Source organism: Campylobacter suis (assembly GCF_905120475.1).
GTDB lineage: Bacteria > Campylobacterota > Campylobacteria > Campylobacterales > Campylobacteraceae > Campylobacter_A > Campylobacter_A suis.
Map to the genome: position 1 here is coordinate 443,045 of NZ_CAJHOE010000001.1, position 20,781 is coordinate 463,825.

General features: G+C 37.5%; 24 protein-coding genes. 8 read left to right on the forward strand and 16 right to left on the reverse strand.

Going from position 1 to position 20,781, the window contains the following annotated elements; all coding sequences use genetic code 11:
* Positions 1-4: 4 nt before the first annotated feature.
* Genes LQV35_RS02335 through LQV35_RS02355 form a run of 5 tightly spaced genes read right to left on the reverse strand, consistent with a single transcriptional unit; the run spans position 5 to position 5,164 of the window.
* Positions 5-853, reverse strand: coding sequence for a 1-aminocyclopropane-1-carboxylate deaminase (locus LQV35_RS02335; RefSeq protein ID WP_230056260.1), 849 nt, complete (start codon positions 851-853; stop codon positions 5-7).
* Positions 850-1,959, reverse strand: coding sequence for an OmpA family protein (locus LQV35_RS02340; protein ID WP_230056261.1), 1,110 nt, complete (start codon positions 1,957-1,959; stop codon positions 850-852). Before LQV35_RS02340 ends, LQV35_RS02335 begins: the two co-directional genes overlap by 4 nt.
* The gene (locus LQV35_RS02345; RefSeq protein WP_230056262.1) at positions 1,943-3,259 is read right to left on the reverse strand and encodes a MotA/TolQ/ExbB proton channel family protein; all 1,317 of its coding nucleotides are present in this window, start codon (positions 3,257-3,259) and stop codon (positions 1,943-1,945) included. The genes LQV35_RS02340 and LQV35_RS02345 overlap by 17 nt, the downstream gene beginning before the upstream one ends.
* Before the next feature lie 3 nt (positions 3,260-3,262).
* Entirely contained in the window at positions 3,263-4,327 is a 1,065-nt protein-coding gene (gene fbaA / locus LQV35_RS02350) for a class II fructose-bisphosphate aldolase (RefSeq protein ID WP_230056263.1), read from the reverse strand.
* Between the two features lie 18 nt (positions 4,328-4,345).
* Positions 4,346-5,164 (reverse strand): peptidylprolyl isomerase, encoded by an 819-nt coding sequence (locus LQV35_RS02355; protein ID WP_230056264.1) that lies wholly within the window; start codon positions 5,162-5,164, stop codon positions 4,346-4,348.
* An 84-nt stretch (positions 5,165-5,248) separates the two neighbouring features.
* Here LQV35_RS02355 and nth point away from each other — a divergent pair, with 84 nt between their 5' ends.
* Complete coding sequence (gene nth, locus LQV35_RS02360) at positions 5,249-5,893, forward strand: endonuclease III (RefSeq protein WP_230056265.1); 645 nt, start codon at positions 5,249-5,251, stop codon at positions 5,891-5,893.
* A gap of 11 nt (positions 5,894-5,904) precedes the next feature.
* Here nth and LQV35_RS02365 read toward each other — a convergent pair whose 3' ends face one another.
* The 6 genes from LQV35_RS02365 to LQV35_RS02390 all read right to left on the reverse strand — a co-directional run bounded on the left by LQV35_RS02365 (position 5,905) and on the right by LQV35_RS02390 (position 11,372).
* Positions 5,905-6,267 (reverse strand): nitrous oxide-stimulated promoter family protein, encoded by a 363-nt coding sequence (locus tag LQV35_RS02365; protein ID WP_230056266.1) that lies wholly within the window; start codon positions 6,265-6,267, stop codon positions 5,905-5,907.
* 85 nt (positions 6,268-6,352) lie between these two features.
* Positions 6,353-7,063, reverse strand: a complete 711-nt coding sequence (gene kdsB / locus LQV35_RS02370; RefSeq protein ID WP_230056267.1) for a 3-deoxy-manno-octulosonate cytidylyltransferase — start codon at positions 7,061-7,063, stop codon at positions 6,353-6,355.
* Positions 7,060-8,520, reverse strand: coding sequence for a threonine synthase (gene thrC, locus LQV35_RS02375; RefSeq protein ID WP_230056268.1), 1,461 nt, complete (start codon positions 8,518-8,520; stop codon positions 7,060-7,062). The genes kdsB and thrC overlap by 4 nt, the downstream gene beginning before the upstream one ends.
* Positions 8,521-8,559: 39 nt before the next feature.
* Positions 8,560-9,474 carry a tetraacyldisaccharide 4'-kinase gene (locus tag LQV35_RS02380; protein ID WP_230056269.1) on the reverse strand — a complete coding sequence of 305 codons (915 nt, stop codon included), beginning with the start codon at positions 9,472-9,474 and terminating at the stop codon, positions 8,560-8,562.
* On the reverse strand, positions 9,467-10,597 hold the full coding sequence (locus LQV35_RS02385; protein WP_230056270.1) for a DegT/DnrJ/EryC1/StrS family aminotransferase: 1,131 nt from the start codon (positions 10,595-10,597) through the stop codon (positions 9,467-9,469). Before LQV35_RS02385 ends, LQV35_RS02380 begins: the two co-directional genes overlap by 8 nt.
* A gap of 19 nt (positions 10,598-10,616) precedes the next feature.
* On the reverse strand, positions 10,617-11,372 hold the full coding sequence (locus LQV35_RS02390) for an NAD+ synthase (protein WP_230056733.1): 756 nt from the start codon (positions 11,370-11,372) through the stop codon (positions 10,617-10,619).
* A gap of 135 nt (positions 11,373-11,507) precedes the next feature.
* Here LQV35_RS02390 and LQV35_RS02395 point away from each other — a divergent pair, with 135 nt between their 5' ends.
* On the forward strand, positions 11,508-12,107 hold the full coding sequence (locus LQV35_RS02395) for an MBL fold metallo-hydrolase (protein ID WP_230056271.1): 600 nt from the start codon (positions 11,508-11,510) through the stop codon (positions 12,105-12,107).
* 1 nt (position 12,108) lies between these two features.
* On the opposite strand, the gene LQV35_RS02400 is transcribed toward LQV35_RS02395, so the two are convergent.
* From LQV35_RS02400 to LQV35_RS02410, 3 genes are read right to left on the reverse strand one after another with little or no spacing between them, the layout of a single operon-like run.
* On the reverse strand, positions 12,109-12,630 hold the full coding sequence (locus LQV35_RS02400) for a PaaI family thioesterase (protein WP_230056272.1): 522 nt from the start codon (positions 12,628-12,630) through the stop codon (positions 12,109-12,111).
* Positions 12,631-12,638: 8 nt separating this feature from the next.
* Positions 12,639-13,529: a tRNA 5-methoxyuridine(34)/uridine 5-oxyacetic acid(34) synthase CmoB gene (gene cmoB / locus LQV35_RS02405; RefSeq protein WP_230056273.1), complete on the reverse strand. Its 891-nt coding sequence runs from the start codon at positions 13,527-13,529 to the stop codon at positions 12,639-12,641.
* A gap of 1 nt (position 13,530) precedes the next feature.
* Positions 13,531-13,707 (reverse strand): hypothetical protein, encoded by a 177-nt coding sequence (locus tag LQV35_RS02410; protein WP_230056274.1) that lies wholly within the window; start codon positions 13,705-13,707, stop codon positions 13,531-13,533.
* Between the two features lie 88 nt (positions 13,708-13,795).
* Here LQV35_RS02410 and LQV35_RS02415 point away from each other — a divergent pair, with 88 nt between their 5' ends.
* The 4 genes from LQV35_RS02415 to LQV35_RS02430 are packed head-to-tail and all read left to right on the forward strand — an operon-like array spanning position 13,796 to position 16,755.
* Entirely contained in the window at positions 13,796-14,881 is a 1,086-nt protein-coding gene (locus LQV35_RS02415; RefSeq protein ID WP_230056275.1) for a transglutaminase domain-containing protein, read from the forward strand.
* Between the two features lies 1 nt (position 14,882).
* Positions 14,883-15,206, forward strand: a complete 324-nt coding sequence (locus LQV35_RS02420) for an aryl sulfotransferase (RefSeq protein ID WP_230056276.1) — start codon at positions 14,883-14,885, stop codon at positions 15,204-15,206.
* Positions 15,199-15,459: a heavy-metal-associated domain-containing protein gene (locus LQV35_RS02425; protein WP_230056277.1), complete on the forward strand. Its 261-nt coding sequence runs from the start codon at positions 15,199-15,201 to the stop codon at positions 15,457-15,459. The genes LQV35_RS02420 and LQV35_RS02425 overlap by 8 nt, the downstream gene beginning before the upstream one ends.
* A 12-nt stretch (positions 15,460-15,471) precedes the next feature.
* Complete coding sequence (locus tag LQV35_RS02430) at positions 15,472-16,755, forward strand: M20/M25/M40 family metallo-hydrolase (RefSeq protein ID WP_230056278.1); 1,284 nt, start codon at positions 15,472-15,474, stop codon at positions 16,753-16,755.
* 36 nt (positions 16,756-16,791) lie between these two features.
* Here LQV35_RS02430 and LQV35_RS02435 read toward each other — a convergent pair whose 3' ends face one another.
* Positions 16,792-16,995: a hypothetical protein gene (locus LQV35_RS02435; protein WP_230056279.1), complete on the reverse strand. Its 204-nt coding sequence runs from the start codon at positions 16,993-16,995 to the stop codon at positions 16,792-16,794.
* Between the two features lie 86 nt (positions 16,996-17,081).
* Positions 17,082-18,932: an RNA polymerase sigma factor RpoD gene (gene rpoD, locus LQV35_RS02440; RefSeq protein WP_230056280.1), complete on the reverse strand. Its 1,851-nt coding sequence runs from the start codon at positions 18,930-18,932 to the stop codon at positions 17,082-17,084.
* A gap of 158 nt (positions 18,933-19,090) precedes the next feature.
* On the opposite strand from rpoD, the gene LQV35_RS02445 reads away from it, so the two are divergent.
* Positions 19,091-19,903, forward strand: a complete 813-nt coding sequence (locus LQV35_RS02445; RefSeq protein ID WP_230056281.1) for a flagellar hook-basal body protein — start codon at positions 19,091-19,093, stop codon at positions 19,901-19,903.
* Between the two features lie 20 nt (positions 19,904-19,923).
* Positions 19,924-20,712 (forward strand): flagellar basal-body rod protein FlgG, encoded by a 789-nt coding sequence (gene flgG, locus LQV35_RS02450; RefSeq protein ID WP_230056282.1) that lies wholly within the window; start codon positions 19,924-19,926, stop codon positions 20,710-20,712.
* Positions 20,713-20,781: the final 69 nt, after the last annotated feature.

A 20,781-nucleotide genomic window follows, 5' to 3' on the forward strand; every position in this document is an offset into this window, starting at 1 on the left:
ACCTTTATTTTAGTTTTCTTTGATATCGTTTAAGTTGGCTCTCATTGCCTAAAATTCCACCCTGATGTATGTAAAGGATAGGGTTTTTAAAGTTTTGAAAATGCCCTTTTAGTGTCAAAAAGCCTACTGGGTCATAAAGTAGCTCAAACTCAACACCGCTTTGTTTACAAATTTGTTGCCATATCTCAAATAGCTCTGGCTTTAGGTTGCCAAAGTGGTATTTTTTGGGTGGGTTTAGTATAGTTACTTTTGAGTTTGTGTCAAGGGAGAGAATTTGCTTTTTTAGATACTCGCTATCACCCACACAAGGGCATGTAAATACGCTCATATCAATGTTTTTGGCTAGATATGTAGCGCTTGTTCCAGTGCCACTTGGTAGGAATATATCAAATTTTACGCCAAGCTTTTTTGCATGCTCTTTTATTTGTGTAGCTTGTGTTTTAAAGCCATATTCAGCTTCACTCATAGCAACTCCCTCTTGAATAAAAAGAAGGTTGTTTTTTAGAGCAAATTCTTTAGCAAAAAGCTCTCTGTTCTCATTTACTGTAAGTAGCATGCCATTTTTCAGGGCAGCTTTGAAATTTCCAGTGGGATTTTGTGATAGATATGAGCTAAGGTGTGAGATAACATAGTGAAAATTTAGGCTACGCATTTTTGCAAAAACACTAAGGCTATACATGGCATTTGACTGGCTTGAGCCATGCGAGATAATGCCCTTGTATTGGCTTAAGTCAGCACTTAATAAATACTCAAGCTTTCTTGCCTTGTTGCCGTTAAACTCGCCAAGCAAGTCATCACGCAAGAGCCAAATTTTTTCTCCTAAAAAGTTAAATGGCTCTATGGGCGCTATCATCTTTTTTGTTCCAAAAATTTCTCAATCTCGCGCATAGCCTCTTTGTTTGAAAGCTGAAATTTAAGCTCAATACGCCTTGAAGCGTCTTTGTCTTCAACCCCATCTTTTAAGATAAGGTCATTATAACTCCTGCCACTTGCCACAAGTAGTTTTCGCAGGCGGTCATCTTTGTAAAATGAGTTTATAAACTCCATTACAGCATAGGCTCTGCGCTGAGAAAGCTCAAGGTTGTAGATATAGCTTCCATCGCTATCAGTAAAGCCCTCTATCATTATCTGATCGATATTTTTACTTATCTCTTTATCATTTAAAAGCACATCAAAATACTTTGTAAGGGTTTGCTTAAGCTCTGCTTTTGCCTCATCTTTTAGTGTTGCGTCTTTTTTGTCAAAGAGTACAGATGAGTTAAGTTTCATCGCGCCAGAATTTTGGTCTATCTCTATACTACTGCCAAGCTTTTCTTTAAGCTCGGAGATAACTTTTACTCTGATACCGGTTAAATTTTTGATACGATTTTGTGTGGTGTTTAGATCAGTTAGTAGTAGGTTATATCTAGTCTCTTTATCGCTTATCTGACTTAAAAGAGCGGCTATTTGCTCTAAATTTTTGACATTTGTCTTGTTTGCGTCATCTAAATCATTTTTGTTTTTTTCGAGCTCATCATCAAGAAGTATGAGCCTTGTTTGGAGGTCTTGAGTAGTTTTGTTTAGTTCTAAATTTTGGGTTTGCAGGCTTAGTATCGAGGCGTTTGCTTCACTATTTTCTTGACTTAAACGAGAAAGACGCTTTTTTAATGCTTCAAGTTCTACGATAATGACTTCATTTTTATTTTGTAATGTTAAATTTGCACTGCTTGCCTTTTCTAGCTCATCTTTTAATAGTGTATTTAGTTTATCTAGGCTTAAATTTTTACCCTGTTCGTCTTTTAAATTTGCAAGTGTGGCACTTATAGTAGCGTCTTGTTTTGCGATGGTGTTTTGAGATAAAACATATTTGACAACGACGGCACCAATAATAAGCATAAAAACAAACAAAAGACCAGCCATAAGGTCAGCATAAGAAACCCAAAATGTCTGCTCTTCGGTTTGTTTATTGTTTAGTTTCATCGCTGTTTTCTAAGTTTTTCATCACTCGCTCGATCTCTTTTTCAAGCTCGCTTGCATCTTGCTTTAAGTCGTTTAATAAGGCATTTCGTTTTTGCTCTTTTTCACTTAAAACTTCACTATCATAAACTTTTTTAAATTCACCAATCCCTTCCAAAATGCTATGTTTAAATGCTTCAAGCGTGCGGTTTTGCTCCTCTAAAACTTTTACAGCAAAGCTTTTTAGGCTCATGTCAAGCCCTTTTAGCGTGGCATCAAATTTGGCTATACTTTTTTCTAGTCCGCCGATACGGTCGTTATTTAGGTCGTTTAAACGGTTGTAGTGGGTTGAAAATTTTAGCTCAACATCACGCAAGCTTGAGTTAAACTCGCTAAGAGCTCTATAGATGTCGCTATTTACCTTTAAAAATTCCTCTTGCTTTAAACCAGCTTTGCTTAGTAGGCGTAGGTTTTGATCAACTCTAACTTGGGCTTCTGAGATGATTTTTTGCTCTAGCTCTTGTAGGTTTTTGTATGAGGCAAATTTGCTTCCCACAACATTATCAAGATTTTTGAAAAATTCCTCATTGCTAATGCGCGCAAAAACACTTCTTATGTCATCAAAATGGCGCGAAGTCAAACTCATAAAACTTTGCTCTAGTTCATCTTTTTGCCAAAAAAACTCACTGCTTATGCGTTTTTGCTCATTTGCAAAGCGCTCAAATTTTGTAAGTCCCAGCTTTTCAAAAAACATCCACCAAATAGCAAGAGAGATACCATATACAGATACATAAAAGGCTGTTCCTATGCCGTTTAAAAGGACGCCTATCTCCTTTTCAAGACCGAGCGTATCGCTTGAGTCAAATGATGGCATGGAGATGGCTATGCTTATAAAGGTGCCTAAAATTCCAAGCATCGGGAATAATCCAGTGCAGATATTTGCAAAGTTATCGTTGCGTAGATCTTTGGTATAGTCGTCTAAAAACTGCTCAAATTTTGCATTTGATTTCTTTTTTCCAGAAATTTCTATAAGATGTGACATTATGAAATTTTTAAGACCTAGTTTAAAATCATCACTGCTTTTAGCCAGTTTTGCATAGGCTAGCTCTGCGCTATGTTTTGCAAAAATGAGCGCTATAACCAGTATGAAGCCCATCATTAAAAGTGTATGCAGATGGACTTTGAAATTTACTATATCAAAGTATCCAAGAAGCACAAAAATGTAGGCTAAGATGGGTAAAAATATGATCTTAAAGTAAGTCAGCGGTGAATTGCCCTGCGAGTGCGGCAGGGCTAAGTCTGTAAATTCGGCATGATTTGCCATTTTTTAGTTCCTATTTATACAGTTTAGGTCGCTAAATGCGATTTGTAGGCGTTTTACCATATTCTCTTCTGCAGCTCGTAAAAATTTGCGCGGGTCGTAGTATTTTTTATTTGGTTTGTCTTCGCCTTCTGGGTTACCTATTTGAGCTTGTAAGTAGGCCCTATTTTTGGACTCATAGCCTCTTACTCCGTCCCAAAATGCCCACTGTGTATCTGTATCGATATTCATCTTTATAACGCCGTAGCTAACGGCATCTTTGATGTCTTGCAGTTCGCTTCCGCTACCACCGTGAAAGACAAAATTTATAGGCTTTTTATCAGTTGTATTAAATTTCTTAGCCACAAATTCTTGTGAGTTTTTAAGAATTTCTGGACGAAGCACGACATTGCCGGGCTTATAAACACCATGAACATTACCAAAGCTTGCAGCGATACTAAATTTATCGCTTATTTTTAGTAGCCTTTCATAAGCAAGAGCAACATCTTCTGGTTGCGTGTAAAGAAGCGCATTATCTACGCCTGTGTTATCGACTCCATCTTCTTCTCCGCCAGTAACACCAAGCTCGATTTCTAAGCTTATGCCAAGCTCGCTAAGTTTTTTTAGATACTCTTCACAAGTTGATAAATTTTCATCCAAACCCTCTTCACTAAGATCAAGCATGTGTGAGCTAAAGAGTGGTACTCCGTGAGTTTTTTTATGCTCTTTGCTTGCATCTATTAGGCTGTCTATCCAAGGAAGTAGCTTTCTTGCGGCATGGTCTGTGTGAAGGATAACAGGGATTCCGTACGCTTTTGCTAGTAGATGAACCTGCTGGGCTCCAGCGATCGCACCCAAAACATCAGCGTTTTGGCAGGCTTTGCCAGCGTAAAAGCCAGCGCCGCCATTGCTAAATTGAACTATAACAGGCGAATTTGCAATCTTTGCAGCTTCAAGGACTGCATTTATTGAGTGTGAGCCAACGACATTTACCGCAGGGATAGCAAAACCATGCTCTTTTGCATAGGCATAAAGTTTGCTTAGATCATCACCGCTTACAACACCAGGTTTTACTACATCTAAAACGCCCATTTTTGCTCCTTTGATTGATTATTTATACTCAATTTTTGCTTTTGCTTTTAAAGCATCTGTTTGAGCTTTAATGTTTTGCTGGAATTTTTCCATCTTTAGTTGGTGGACGATCTGCTCTTTAACATCGTTAAAAGGTATAGTTCCAGCTGGTTTAGACTCCTCTTTTAAGATGACATGGTAGCCAAAATTTGACTTAACTGGTTTTTGTGAAATTTGACCATTTTTAAGTGCAAATGCAGCGTCTGCAAAAGGCTTAACCATTTGGCTTTGACCAAACCAGCCTAGCTCGCCACCTTGAGAAGCAGAGCCTTTGTCGATAGATTTTGTGCTTGCAAGTTCTGCAAACTTTTTAGTGAGAGCGTCGCCACTTAAGCCTTTAAGCTGAGAGATGATAGCGGTTGCGTCAGCCTCTTTTTCAACCAAGATGTGTCTAGCGCGAGCTGATGCTGGCTGGTTAAACATCTCTTTATTTTTGTCATAAAATGTTTTTGCATCAGCGTCGCTAGCTTTCATAGTGTCAAAAATTTTCTTCATATATGCTTCAACTAAAACTTGCTCGCGAACATTTGCTAAAGCCTGAACGAACTCAGCGTCCTTGTCGATACCTTTTGCTTGAGCGTCTTTGATGATTAGTTTTCTGTCTATTAGAGAATTTATAACTTGTTTTTTAGCGTCAGCTGGTATCTTGTCGATAGTCGCGCCAGGTGCAGTTACTGCAAGTAGTGCATTTACTTCGGTGTCAGTTATAGCCACTCCGTCGACTGTTGCTACTGTTGCAGCGTTAAGTGTTGCAGCCATTGAAAGAGCTATAAGCCCAGAAAGTAAAGATTTTTTCATTGTGTTTCCTTAAAATAAAATTTGAAAAACTATATTATAGCAAGAAACTCATTAACTTTTAGTAATTTATGGTAAAATTCAGCTATGAGAACGAAAAAAGATATTTTAGAGATAAAAAAGAGAATTTTGTTGCACTTTGATGGTGCTAAAAGTGAGCTAAAATTTAGAAACTACTATGAGTTGATAGTTTGTGTGATGTTAAGTGCGCAATGTACGGATAAGCGAGTAAATTTGATCGCTCCATCTCTTTTTGAGGCGTATCCTGATGTGCACGCTTTAGCAAATGCAAAACTAGCGTCACTAAAGCTTTTAATAAACTCATGTAGCTTTTTTAATAACAAAGCTGAAAATTTAATAAAAATGGCAAACGCCGTTATAGAGCGCTTTAACGCAGAAATTCCACTAAATGAAAATGACTTAAAAAGCCTAGCTGGTGTTGGACAAAAGACAGCGCATGTAGTTATGTTAGAGGCTGTGGGTGCAAATGTAATGGCTGTGGATACACATGTTTTTCGCGTTTCGCACAGACTTGGGCTAAGCAACGCAAAGACGCCAGAGGCGACAGAGAATGACTTGGTAAAAATTTTTAAAACGGACCTTGGCAAGCTTCACCAAGGCATGGTGCTTTTTGGGCGTTATACCTGTAAGGCGGTAAAACCCCAGTGTGAAGCCTGTTTTTTAGCCGATCTTTGCAAGAGCAAGGATAAAATTTTAGCAAAAAATATCTAGAAATTTTAAATTTACTCCTCTCTTGAGCGTAAAAATAGCCTTTTTATTTTATTTAATCCCAGCTTCATGCCACTATATTTCATCATCTTAGCCATATTTTTCCACACTGGCAGCTCGTAACATGGGTGTGGGCAGGTGTGACAGCGTGGCTTTACTTCGTGTGGACATGCCTGCAAGCGTGCATAGGCGTAGCGAGTCATTTGCTCGCACTCTGCGCATAGGCAAAACTCAGCCTTTACGACCGCTTTTTCACCCTGAAAATCAAGTGTTGCAGAGCTTTCGCGCTTTGGAATATCTTTGTGCTTATCGTTGCAATAAATTTGTATAAATTTTGTAACTGTTGTAACTTCATAGATAAATTTTTCAGTTGTCATCGTTATCCTTTTTTATACAAAGATTAGCAAAAAAATGAAAAAATTTCTTTGATGTAGCTCAATAAATTTGTGCTAAAATCTTATATCAAAAACCAAATTTTGCTTTTGCTCGCACAAGATCTGCTTTGCTGTCAATACCTATGCTTTCGCTTTTTACTTCAAGCATTGCTATGCGTTTACCGCTTTCAAGAGCGCGTAGTTGCTCGAGTTTTTCAGTATTTTCAAGGTGTGAGTAGGGTAGGTTGCAAAATTCATTTAAACTCGCTACGCTGTATCCGTAAATACCAAGATGAGCCTTGTAAATTTCGTACTCAGCGCGGTTAAATGGCACTCTTGAGCGTGAAAAATAAAGCGCAAAGTTTTTATTATCCGTTACCACTTTAACCAAATTTGTATCATCTACATGTGAGCTATCTATCACCTTGTAGCACGAAAACATAAAGGCACTTTCGCGCATTTTTTCGCAAAAGCTACGAAATTTTGAGATATTTTCAGCTTCGATAAATGGCTCGTCAGCTTGGACATTTATAATGATCTCATCTTTGCTAAGCCCTAAAATTTCGCAAGTTTGTCTTATGCGGTCTGTACCACTGTTGTGTGAAGTATCGGTTAAAACATAGTTTAGTCCGTACTCTTTTGCAACTTTTGCCACGCTTTCATCATCAACTGCAACCACGACATCATCACACTTTGATACTTGTCTAGCGGTAGCTACAAACATAGGGACTCCGCCAATGTCGGTTAAAATTTTATTTGCAAAGCGGGTTGAGCCTAGTCTTGCTGGGATGATTATCATTTTTTGATCCATTCTAAAATTTTATCTTCGATCTTTTCTTTGGCTATCACATCTGGATGTAAAATTTTAGTACTAAAAAGCTCTAAAATATTTGGTGAAATTTCTTGCTTGTGTGCCTTTGCAAAGGCTTTTAAACCTTCTAATTCGCCTTTTGCTTTTAGTCCACAAGCTTTTAGCATGCTTGGTGTAAATTTCACCCAGTCAGCCGTTGAAGTTATGATATTTATACGAGTTTTATCTATCATTTTAAAGCAAGTAGCTGTGTGTGGATCTACGATAACACCCTTGCTTGCTTGCTCATTTATAAATGCTTCACACTCTTTATCTGTACAAAAATCAGCCTCAAAGTCCTCTTTTATGCTTTCTAGTTCGGCTTTTGTGAGTTTGTAGAATTTTTGATTTGTCAGAGCGTCCATAAGCTCTTTTGTGCGGACTGCGCCAAATTTATCAAAAAGGAGTCGCTCGACATTTGAGCTAATTAGTATATCCATGGCTGGGCTTATGGTTTGTATTAGCGACTTGTTGCGTAGATCGTATGTGCCAGTTGTAAAAAACTCTGTAAGTATGTTGTTGGCGTTTGAAACGATTTTTATCTTGTTAATCTTTGCACCCATTTTTTTAGCATAATATGCCCCAAGCGCATTGCCAAAATTTCCGCTTGGCACGATAATATCAAAGCTTTCATTTTTGCTTAAGGCGCCGTTTTTAATTAGCTTTGAATAGGCATAAGCATGATAGACTATCTGAAATAGTATCCTACCAAAATTTACCGAATTTGCCGCACTTAGCTTTAAGTTACTTTTGGCTAGCTCATCTTTAAAATTTTGGCTTGCTAAAAGTGTTTTTAGGGCGCGCTGTGCATCATCAAAGTTTCCTTTTATGCCGATGCTTTTTAGATTTTCGCCCTTCATTGATGTCATTTGCAGTCTTTGTACATCGCTTGTACCTCCATCTGGATAAAGGCATACTACTTTGATATTTGGGGTGTTGGCAAATGTTTTAAGTGTGGCTGGACCAGTGTCACCACTTGTTGCACACATGATAAGGTAGTTCTCATCTCTTTTTTTAGCTAGTTGGCTTAAAATTTCGCCAAAAGGTTGAAGTGCCATATCCTTAAAAGCTCTTGTTGGTCCGTGATAAAGTTCGTTTATATAGAGATTTTTGTCTATTTTTTTAAACTCAACTGGTTGGTTTGGACGGTCAAAATTTTTATAACGCTTGATGGCGTTTTTAAAAATTTTCTCATCTACATCAAATTTAAACATCGAAACAATCTCAGCAGCCAACTTTTCGTAGCTAAGAGCGCTAAGCTCAAGCCATTTTCGCATGCTTATTTTTGGTAGTTTTGTGGGTGCATAAAGTCCGCCGTGCATACTACTTGGGCTTAGAAGTGCGGTGCTAAAGTTTGCTTGTTTTGGTTTTTCGTTTAGATTTAGTCTGGTTGGATTTAGTCTCATTGGTTGTCCTTGATATTTGGGCAAATTTATTTTAGGCGATTATAGCAAAAATGTTTTTAGAACGCTTTTAAACTCATCACAAAGTGTGGTTTTTAGCTTTATGAGCGATATAGGTAGGTTAAAATTTTCAACCTTTACGATGTCTTTTTGTGTCATCAAAAGCGAAGTAGCGTTGTATTTTTCTAAAATTTCGCTTAACTCTTTTTTGCTAAAAGTGTGATGGTCAGGGAAAAAAATTTGAGCTATACTCTTGTTAAAAAATGGCTCAAGACGGCTTGGGTTGGCGATAGCAGTTACAAGCACCATACGACTAGTCGCAGCTAAAATTTCACTCTCTCTAAAATGTGAAGTGCCATCTTTAGCTATAAAATCAGCATATTTATAAAAAAATTTTGGATATCGATATGCGCCACTAGGTATGCAAAAATTTAGTTCTGGCTCTGGGGTCGGGACTACTAGGATATTAAACTTCTTGATATGAAATTTGCCAAAGCCATCATCTAGTAAGATATATTTTGCCCCTAAGTTTTTAGCTAGCTCTATGGCTTTTTCTCGCTTTTCACTAACTATAACGGTAGCTTTTTGGACGCACTTTGCATACTCCATAGCTTCATCGCCACTTTTTGCTACATCTGTTAAAATTTCACCGTTTTTAGCTACTAATATCATGCCTTTTGAAGCACGACCATACCCTCTAAGTATTATGGCAGAGCCTGAAAATTCATTTGCTATGGCGATACCTAAAGGGGTTTTGCCGCTACCGCCAAGAGTTAGATTTCCTATGCTAATGATGGGCATACTAAAGTCTTTTTCTTTGGTATAGAATTTTTTAATACAAACACAAAATGTATATACTAAAGAAAGTGGCAAAAGTGCGTAAGCAAGTAGCCTTTGAGTAAAGCCAGGACGCAAGAAAAAGTCTTGCACCCATAGGTGGAGTTTGTTTTTAAACACGAGAGTGTGCTATCGTTTTTATCTCTTTTGCGACACGCTCAACATCAGCATCGCTCATGACATTATAGATAGGTAAGGATAGTATCTGCTGATATGTTTTAAGTGCTATTGGGAAGGCATTTACCTTTAGGGCGTATTTGTTTTTATAGTAGCTTAAAAGATGGATAGGTATATAATGAAGCGAGGTGTTTATACCTTTTTCAAGTAACTCTCTGGCAAAACCATCTCTGTTTTTGTCTATCTTGATGATGTATTGTGTGTATATGTGGTCTCGTTTTTTTACTGGCGTGCTTACATGTGGGCAGTCTTTAAGTTGCTCGTCATAATACGCAGCTATATCTTGGTGGCGTTTGATAATCACATCATTTTTTTCTATTTGTGCGAGCGAGTATGCGGCATCTATCGCTGTTAGGTCGTATTTAACTCCAATATCAACAACATCATATATATAGCTTAGGTTACCAAATTTATCAAAACCAGTTGTAATGGCATAGTTGCGAAGTAGCTCAGCTTTTTTGGCTATCTCATCGTTATTTGTAGTGATAAATCCAGCTGTTGCGACTGAGTCTTTAACTTGGGAGTAAGTTTGAAAGCAAGTTAAAAGTGAGCCAGTGTTGCCTATTTTTTGACCATTGTAAGTTAGTCCGATAGCTCTGTTGGCGCTATCAAGAACTTCTATTTTATACTGTTTTGCTATATCATAAATTTTATCTAGTTCGGCACTTTGTCCAGCGACATGGTTTAGAAAAATTCCTTTTAGCTTTTTGTGGTTAAATTTCTCTAAAGTTATCTCAAGTGCTTTTGGGCAAATTCCTAAATCATCTTCATCAATATCCACAAATATCGGCTCTGCATCGAAGTGACGGATAGCTTGAGCAATGCTTGGAAAGGCATTTACCGAGCAGATAAACTTATCCCCGCGCTTTATATCCATCGCACAAAGGCTTAGGTGATGGGCGGCAGCAGAGTTGTTTGTGCTAATAACATGCTTTACTCCAAAATACTCCCTTAGCTTCTCTTCAAGCCGTTCTACCATTTGAGAATTTGGGTTGCTAAGTGCTTCGGATATAAGTTCACGCTCTCTATCTCCGATACTTGGTTTGTAAAAGCTAATCTCACTCATCTTATCTCCTTGTCTTATCTTATAGCCTTGCGATGATAGGCATATGCGCTTTAAAGCGGTTTTTATGGTATCTGCTTAAAACACTTTTTAGCAGATCCTTGTCACTTACTTTTTCATCTAAAAGGCTTAAATTTTGTTTATTTTCATCTATTTGTCGTAATACTCCATCAAGAACGCCATAGCTGTATCCAAGGTCACTTTCATCACTTTGACCCTCCCATAAGTCAGCCGATGGGGCTTTGTCTATGATGTTTTCACTTATACCCAAAAAGCGTGCAAACTCAAAAATTTCGCTCTTGTAAAGCTCGCCGATAGGATTAATAGCGCATGCTAGATCACCAAAAATCGTGCCATACCCTAACATAAGCTCGCTTTTGTTGCTTGTGCCAACAACGATAGCATTAATATTTGCAGAGTAGTCATAAAGTAGGCTCATGCGAATTCTTGCACATAAATTTCCCTTTCTAAGGTTGCCTAAATTTTCTCCTATTTGGCTTTGATAGGCGGTTAGAATTTCATCTATGTTAATGATTTTATGGTTTATATTTAGTGTTTTACAAAGCTCAAGCCCATCTTGTAAATTTTGTTTATTTGAGGAGTTTGTCGGCATCAAAAGAGCGTGTGTATTTTGTGGTGCCGCAAGTGTGCAAAGTGTTGCAACAACAGCAGAGTCAAGACCTCCGCTAACACCAAGTAGTAAATTTTTAGCTCCAGTCATCTTTTTCGCATCTTGCAAAAAAGTTACTAAATTTAACTTGATTTTTTCAAAATCCATCATAGCTTTGTGCTAATAACCCTCTTAAAATATTATTTCATGCAGTTATTGTAGCCTATTTAGCATAAATTTTTTTTTAAGTTTAAGGATTTTTTTGTAAAATTCTTAAAGAAATAAATTAAAAAAGGGAAAAATATGGAAATTCTCTCAAAAGCCTTTGGTGCATACTCAACAAACTGTTATATAGTAAATTTAGGAGGCAAACAGGCTGTTATAGACCCTGGAGATGGCGCTTTTGGCTGGGTTATGCAAAATGCTAAAAATTTAAAAGCTATCATTTGCACGCACGGACATTTTGACCATATCTATGATGTTTGTGAGATAAAAAAGGCAAGTTTGGCACCAATTTTTATCCATAGAGATGATGCTTTTATGCTTGAAAATGATATTTTTAATGAAGGATATCATGTTTGCAAGCCAGATTTTGCTGTTGATGAGGGTGCTTATGAGTGTGAGGGGTTTAGCTTTGAGTTTATGCACTTTACAGGTCATACTCCTGGCTGTTCGATGGTTCGTTTTGAAGATGTTGTGTTTAGTGGGGATTTTTTATTTAAAGATAGTATAGGCAGATGGGATTTCCCGTATTCAAATAAAAATGATATGATAAAAAGTCTTGAAAAGGCTATGAAATTGCAGGGTGATTTTAGGATATTGCCAGGGCATGGAGGTGAAACTTCACTGCAGCGCGAGAGGCAAAATTTTACCTCTTGGCTACAATATGTAAAAATGCATTGACCTAAGCTTGCTCTTTATCTCTAGCACGCCTTAGGGCAGCCTCTTTTTTGATATTTTTTTGTTGAGCTGTAAATATATGCTCATCAAGCGTCACTAGCTGAAATGTGCCTTCAAAGACCTTCATCTCTCTTATGCGACCTATTACTCGCACATCTCGCTTGCGCGACTCGTCAAAATAGGCTGTGGCTTCAAAGTCTATAACATCTCCAAGCTTTGCAGGAGCGAAGAAATTTATCCTAGCATTTATAGTAACGCAGTTTTGTAAATTTATTGATGTTAGTGCTGCATAGTTTGCAGCAGAAAATATAAAACCACTATGTATAAGTCCTTCAGTATCACAAACCATCTCAGCTGTCGTAAATAGTCTTGTTTTTGAGTGGTTTTTTTCAAGTTCTGTCACCACTCCACTTAAGCTTAGCTTTATCTCTGTTGATGTTTTTATGTCATTGCGAAATGGATTTTCATCTTCTGGAAGGATGATTTGCGAGTCGTTAGCCTCTTCATAAATGTTATCTTCAGCCATATTTTTCCTTAAATTTTTATTTTAATGTAAACTCTGCGTGGTGCTGGATAGCCTTCGATCGTTTTTGTGTTATCAAGCGGGTCTAGAAAGCTCTCAAGGCTTTGTCCGTCTATCCACTCGGTTTTTCGCTGCTCTTCAAAGTCTGTCGGCTTTGTTGCCAAAATTTCAAAATCCTTAAATTTTGCCCTTTCGCACCAGTTTTGAAGTGCTGAAATGGTAGGCACAAAGTAGATATTTGGGATTTTAGAATATGTATTTTTTGGTGTTAGCGCAAAGTCGCCTTGCATGTCAATATACATCGTATCTAAAAAAATTTCTCCGCCATCATTTAATGCACTTTTTAACTCTTTTAACATCTTTACTGGGTCGCTTCTATGATATATCACGCCAAGGCAAAAAATAGTATCAAATTTCATGCCATAGCAAGCTAAATGCTCCACGCCAAGAAGTTCATACTGAATGTCTGAACAAATGAAGTGATTTAAAAATTTAAACTGCATAAAAGTATGCACACTAGGATCAAAACCAACCAGTTTTTTGGGCTTAAATGGCAACATGCGAAACATGTAATAGCCATTATTGCACCCAACATCTGCAATGCTTTTTTCACATAAATCAAGATGTGGGGCGAGTAGATTAAATTTTATAAAGCTTTGCCATTCGGTATCAATAAAAATTTCATTTAGCGCAAAAGGCCCCTTTCTCCATGGTTTTAGTTGTTTTGCTATGTCTTCTATCTGCTTTAAATTTTGGCTACTTATGTTGTTAAAATTTATTCTTACAACATCATCAAAATCGCATTTTGCCTCTATCTTACCAAGGTATTCAAGTCTTTTTAAGATGTCTAAATTTTTGGCTGTATTTAGCTCTTTTTGCTTAAGTTTTAAAAACTCTTGCATGCTATTTCCAGTCTATGACATTGTGTGGGCAGTCTTTTTGGTAGTTTCCAGCCGCATCATAATACTCTTTGCAGTCGTTATAATATCTTGTAGAAATACCTCTTTCATTTAAAAATAGACAGCCATTTAGGCAAAATAAAACAAATATCAGGATAAAAAGTTTAAAAAAATTTCTCATGGCGTTGATTTTATCATAAATTTTAAGAATTTATAGTAAAATGCAAGTATTAGGACTAAGTTTAGTCATTTTAATGCAAGGCATTTTTATGCAAAGACGAGATTTTTTTAAAATAGGTGCGGTTTTAGGTGCGGCAAGTGTGCTGCCAAGTGTTGCTTTTGGAGCTAATAGTGTCCAAAAAATGGGTGCAGTGCGAACTTTTGATGTGAGTTTAAAACATGCCATTTTAGAAAAGGGCAAGATGACTAGATTTTGGCTACCACTTGTTACAAATACCCCTTTTCAACAGCTTGTAAGTGACTATAAAGTAAGCACAAACGCAAGAGAGCATTTTATCTCAGATCTTGAAATTCCTACTCTGTTTGCAGACTTTAACAAAGATGAACAAAAGGCGTTTATAGATGTAAGTTTTAGGGTGCAAACAACCGAGAGAAACACTGACTTTAGCAAGGTAAATTTTAAAGAAAATGAAAAGCTTGCTCCTGAGATATCACGCTATTTAGAGCCTACTGCGCAAATTCCAACAACGGGCATAGTAAAAGAATTTGCAGATAAGATAGTTGGTAAGACTAAGGGCGATTTGGAGCGCGCAAGGCTTATTTATAACTGGGTAGCTGATACGATGGAGCGCGATAATAGCGTTATGGGATGTGGTTTGGGCGATGTAAAAATGATACTTGAAAGTGGTAAATTAGTTGGCAAATGCACGGATATAAACAGCGTATTTGTAGGGCTTTGTAGGGCGCTAGGTATCCCTGCTCGTGAGCTTTTTGGTATTAGGGTCGGCTCATCAAGATTTAGCGGCCAAATGGGCGCAAAGCCAAAAGATGACGGACTAAGTCATATCTCTGGCGCTCAGCATTGTAGGGCGGAATTTTATCTTAAAGGTTATGGCTGGATACCTGTTGATCCTGCTGATGTGACAAAGGTTAGACTTGGCGAGAAGCTACAAAATGGCGATGCGAAGCTAAATGAGGTGCGCGAGTTTTTATTTGGTAACTGGGAGATGTGCTGGATAGGCTTTAACTATGGTCGCGACTTTGACTTAAAGCCAAGAGCCGAGCAAACACCTATAAATAACTTTGGTTATCCGTATGCTGAGGTTGATGGTAATACACAAAACTATTACGATCCAAAAGAATTTAGCTATAACTATACATCAAAAGAAGTGTGAGTTGAAACATATAAAATTTATATTTTTAGCTATAGTAAGCGCATTTATGGCAACACTTTGTTGCCTTCCTGCGCTACTTTTTGTCTTGTTTGGAACAAGCTTTTCGTTTCTTTCATTTTTAGAGCCACTTAGCCAATATCGCACGATATTTACCATGCTTTCGCTTGTTTCTTTCGGTGTTTCGATATTTTATATATTTTTTAACCAAAATACTTGCTCGCTAGATAGTAGACGCAAAAGATGGTATGTGATATATGCTATTTTGGGTTTTTTGCTGGTTATTTTGCTATTTTATCCAGAAATTTTAGGAGAACTTTATGCGTAAAATTTTAGCTATTTTACTTTTCGTATCGGCGCTTTTTGCTGATAAAACGATAGTTGTAAAGGTTGAAAAAATTCACTGCCCATTATGCACAGCCATAGTTAGAAAAGCTAGCTTAAAGGTTGATGGCGTAAAAAGCGCAAAGGCTGATATGAAAAGTAAAATTTTAACCATACAAGCTAGCGATGATGTTGATGAAAATGAGATATTAAAAGCACTTGAAGCGACTGAATATCCAGGAGTGATCATAAAATAAGGAGGCAAAAAAATGAGCAAAAATGAAGTTTTAGTAAAATTTGAGCAACTTTGCAAGATACCGCATTGTAGCTTTGAAACTGCACAGATGCGTGAGTTTTTGGTTGATTTTGCAAAACAAAAAGGCGCAAAAGTAAGTGTAGATGAGTTTGGAAATATCCATGCCATAAAGGGTGAGCCAAAAATTTGTTTGCAGAGTCATTATGATATGGTTTGTATGGGTGATGCGCCAAATGTTGTAGTTGAGTATCATGATGATGGCTTTATGAGAGCTAAAAACTCATCTTTGGGGGCTGATAATGGCATAGGTGTTGCCATGATGATGCAAATGCTTGCCGAGTTTGATAATGTTGAGTGTCTTTTTACAAATGACGAAGAGGTCGGGCTTATTGGGGCAAATAACTTTAAAGGAAAGCTTGTTAGTAAAAAACTTTTAAATCTTGACAGTGAAGATGATAATGAGGTTGTAACAGGCTGTGCTGGTGGCATAAATGTATTTGCTAGTATTGATGTGAGCGCAAAAAAAGCCAATGAAGTAGATGCTTATGAAATTTTGGTCTCTGGCTATCCTGGTGGGCACTCTGGAAATGAGATACATAAAGACATACCAAATGCGATAAAAGTCTTGGCTGAATTTGTGAGAAAAAGCAAAGCAAAAATCGCTCTTATCGAGGGTGGTGAGCGAAGTAACTCTATACCAACTTCAGCAAAAGCCATAGTTGTAAGCGAAATTTTACCAAAAAGTGACAACCCACACATAAGCGTTAAAAAACTTGATGAAAAATATGAAATTTTAGAAAATGGGGATAAAATTTTAGCTCTTATAAATGCCTTTTCGCAAGGTGTAAGAAGTTATAATGCAGAGCTTGGCTTGCCAAATGATAGCGTAAATTTATCACTTTTAAAATTTGACAAAAAAACAGCTGAGGTTGAGTTTTTTGCTCGTTCGATGACTTGGGATGGGCTTCATAGGATGGAATTTGAGCTTAGTGAGCTTGCCTTGGCTCTTGGTTTTAGTGTAACTAGCAAGGATAGGTCAGTGCCTTGGAAGCCAGAGCCAGATGAGTTTGCACATGCGGTCTTAGAAGAGCTTTTAAAGCTTCGCCCACAAGCAAAGCTAGCTGCTATACATGCTGGACTTGAATGTGGTGTTTTGCGTGATAAGCATGATGATATGGAAGCTTGCTCGATAGGTCCAAATATCTACTCTCCACACTCAACTCGTGAAAAATGCGAGATAGCCTCGGTGGAGATCATAACTAAAGTTGTAAGAAATATCGTAAAAAAATATCAGTAAATTTAGGCTAGGGGTGGTTGCCCTAGCTTTTTAAGTTTAAGCAAAAATATCTAAGCTTTTTCTTGCTTGTAAATTTTGTTCACTTGCGCTTAGCTCAAGTGTTTGCTCGGCAAGTTGTTCTGAAGCTTTCATGGCTTGAAGTTGTACTTTTTGTATCTCTTCGGCTTGGTTAAGTTCACTGCGTTCTCTTGGCTGGCTAATGTTTTGGTAAGCGTTAAAAGAATTTACTCCTGAAATCATTTTTATCCTTTTAAATTTTTAGACATTATAGTATTTTAAAGTAAATGCAAAACTTTTTTATAAACTTTGCAGGAACAGAGGGGTGCTTACCCCTCGATGTAGTTTTTAAGTTTTCTACCAACTTTTGGGTGTTTTAGTTTTTTAATCGCTGAACTTTCGATCTGGCGGACACGCTCACGAGTAACATTTAGTGCTTTGCCTATCTCTTCAAGCGTGCGGTCGCTCTCATCATCAAGCAGACCAAATCTCATACAAATAACAGCCTTTTCACGGTCATTTAGCTGACTTAAAACCTCATCTATTTGCTGTCTTAAATCGCCTTTTAGGATATGATCCATAGGGCTTAAAGATGTTTTATCTTCAACAAAATCACCAAATTTACCATCATCTTCGTTTGCTATAGGGGCTTCAAGACTGATAGGCTCTTTTGTGATTTTTATAACTTGCTTTACTTTGTCTATGCTTAGTCCGACCTCTTCAGCTATCACGCTAACATCGGGCTCTTTGCCCTCTTCTTGCATGTATTTTCTATTTATTTTATTAATGCGGTTTATGGTTTCTATCATATGGATAGGGATTCTTATAGTTCTTGCTTGATCAGCGATAGCTCTAGAGATCGCTTGGCGTATCCACCATGTTGCATAGGTCGAAAATTTATACCCTTTGCGGTACTCAAATTTATCTACCGCCTTCATAAGCCCGATATTTCCCTCTTGTATAAGATCAAGGAATGGCAGACCACGGTTTGTGTAGCGTTTTGCGATACTTACAACCAGTCTTAGATTTGACTTTGCCATTCTGGCTTTTGCCTCATCAGAAATTTTCTTTCCGCGTTTTATTTGCTCCAAAACCTCTTTAAGCTTGGCTGGCTCTAGATTAAAGCCACTTTTGCTTGCCTCTTTTGTCTGAAAAAGTTTTTTTATCTCAACATATGTTGAGACCATCGTAGCTTCAGGAACACGAGAGACGATATCTTCTTTGCTAAGTTTTAAGATGTCTTTTAAAATTCCTTTGTGGTTTTTCTTAAGTTCATCACTAAACATTGGAAGGCGATACTCTAGGCGTTTTAGCTCTCTATCAAACTCATCATCACTTTTTAGTGCCGTTTCCATTGATTTTACGATCTCAGTTATAAGCTTGCTTGTAGGACCTAAATCCATTAGCTTGTCTTTTAAAATTTTCTTCTTAAATGCTATATTTAGGTTTCCACCCACATCGTTTTCTTCAAGTTCTGCTTGTTTTCCAGCACTTTTAAGCCACTCTTTTTTTGCTTTTTCAAGTGCCTTAAAGCTTTCTATAACCTTGTCTGCACGCTTATCGTTTTTTAAATTTTTCTTTGGCTTCTCATCTTCGTCAGTGTATTCATCTTCATTTTCATCATCTTCTTCTTCGATATCCTCTTCGTTTTCATCCTCAAAACTTTTAAAAAGCTCTTTAACGCGACGCTCTCTATTTATAAGTGGCTCTTTGTAATCTAATATAAAGTCTATCAAAAATGGTACAGAGCAAAAAGCATCGATTATTATATCTTCACCAAGTTCTATCTTTTTGCTTATCTCCACCTCTTCTTCTTTTGTAAGTAAGGCTATTTGACCCATCTCTCTAAGATACATTCTGACTGGACTATCAGAGCGTGACCACTCTAAAAAGTCGCTATCGCCAACTAGGTCAAATTCTTCTTCTATATCAACTTCTTGTGTTTTTTCAGCCTCTTTTTGGCGCTTTTTGGCATCTTCAATATTTCGCATTTTTGCGATTGAAGCAGCAGTAAGAAGCTGTACTTTATGTGTTTTAGCTAAGGATTCGATCTTTTTTATGACCGTTGCTGCTGGGGCTTTGTCAAATAGTTTTACAAGTTTTTCATAGGTAACAAAACCTTTTGCATTTTCGGCAAAAAGTTCTTCGACTTGGGAAAAATTTTTCTTTGCTGAACTCATATTAGTAGATACTCCCTTTTGTGCTATCACGGGTTTTAAAAGAGATGGATTATACCGAAATTTTCTTAATATTTTATAAAATTTATTTTGGAACACTTTTTGCTTATGTCGGATTAAAGATAAAAATTTTTGGCAAAAAGCCTATATTAAGGTGCAAAATGCAAAATGGATACTACCAAGCCACAGGTGCGATGGTTACACAGTTTAATAGACTAAATGTCATCACAAACAACCTCGCAAATGTAAATACTATTGGCTACAAAAGAGATGATGTTGTTGTTGGCGACTTTGCTAGAATTTTTAAGCAAGTTCAAGATGAACTTCCGCTTAAAAATCATACAAAGGATGCTGCAAAATACTTAAATAGAACGATCGATAGGGTTCCACAAATTGTTGAAGAGTACACAGATTTTAGCTCTGGTGGCATCAAACACAGCACAAACGATCTTGACTTTGCGATAAAGCGAGATGACCTTTTTTTCTTAGTTGATACCCCTCAAGGACCAAGACTAACTAAAAATGGCGCTTTTAGTCTTGATAGTGAAGGTTTTTTAGTTAGCAAAGAGGGATATAGGGTTTTGCCTAGTGGATATGAGGCGTTGCCTGAAAATTCTCGTGGTATTCAAATAGCTTCTGACGCAAAACTAACTGTCGATAAAAACGGTAATGCTTACGCTAATAACGAGCCTATAGTAAAACTTTTTATAGCACAACCAAGGGAAATTCGTGATATAGAAAAGGTGGGAGATAATTTGTATAAGCCAAAAACAATGGATGATGTTGCCGATGTGGCTGATGCTGATGCTGTATTTCAAGGATATGCTCAGATGTCAAATGTTAATCCAGTAACCGAGATGGTCGGTCTTATCGAGACGCAGCGTTTGGTTGAAATTTATCAAAAAGTCATGACAAGCCATATGGATGACCTAAACAACGACGCGATCTCAAAAATCGCCAGCGTAAGACAATAAAATTTAAAAGGATAAAAGCCATGATGAGATCACTTTATACCTCTGCGACGGGGATGATAGCACAGCAAACGCAAATAGATGTAACAACGCACAATATCGCAAATGTCAATACCTATGGATACAAGAAAAACCGTGCGGAATTTGCGGACTTAATGTATCAGGTTATGGAATATGCAGGCACTGCAACTAGCCAGACTACTACAAGCCCGACTGGTATTGAGGTGGGTCTTGGTGTTCGTCCAACAGCTATAAATAAAATTTTTTCACAAGGATATTTTAAAGAGACCAGCAACAACCTTGATGTTGTCATCGCTGGAGATGGCTTTTTTCAAATTCAGCTTCCCGATGGAACTACAGCCTATACTAGAAATGGTGCGTTTAAGCTTGATGCAAACGGTACGGTAGTAAATTCTGATGGCTATCAGCTTATACCGCAGATAGTTATCCCTGAAAATGCAACACAAATTTCTATCGGTATTGATGGTACGGTTTCTATCTTGCAGCCAGGAGAGGCTGAGATGGCGCAAGTGGGACAGATAGAGCTTGCAAATTTTATAAATCCAGCAGGACTTCACTCGATGGGCGATAATAACTATCTTGAAACAGCAGCTAGTGGTAATGTCGTTGTTGGCGTGGCTGGACTTGATGGTATCGGCACGATAAGGCAGGGTTTTATCGAGATGAGTAATGTCCAGCTAGTTGAGGAGATGACCGATCTTATCACGGGTCAGCGTGCTTATGAGGCAAATTCAAAAGGTATCACTACGAGCGACTCGATGCTTGAGATCGTAAATGGACTAAAAAGGTAGGTTAAGATGATTTATGTTTTATCTGTGATTGTATTTATGCTTCTTGCTTGGGTGGTTGATGTGCTTTAT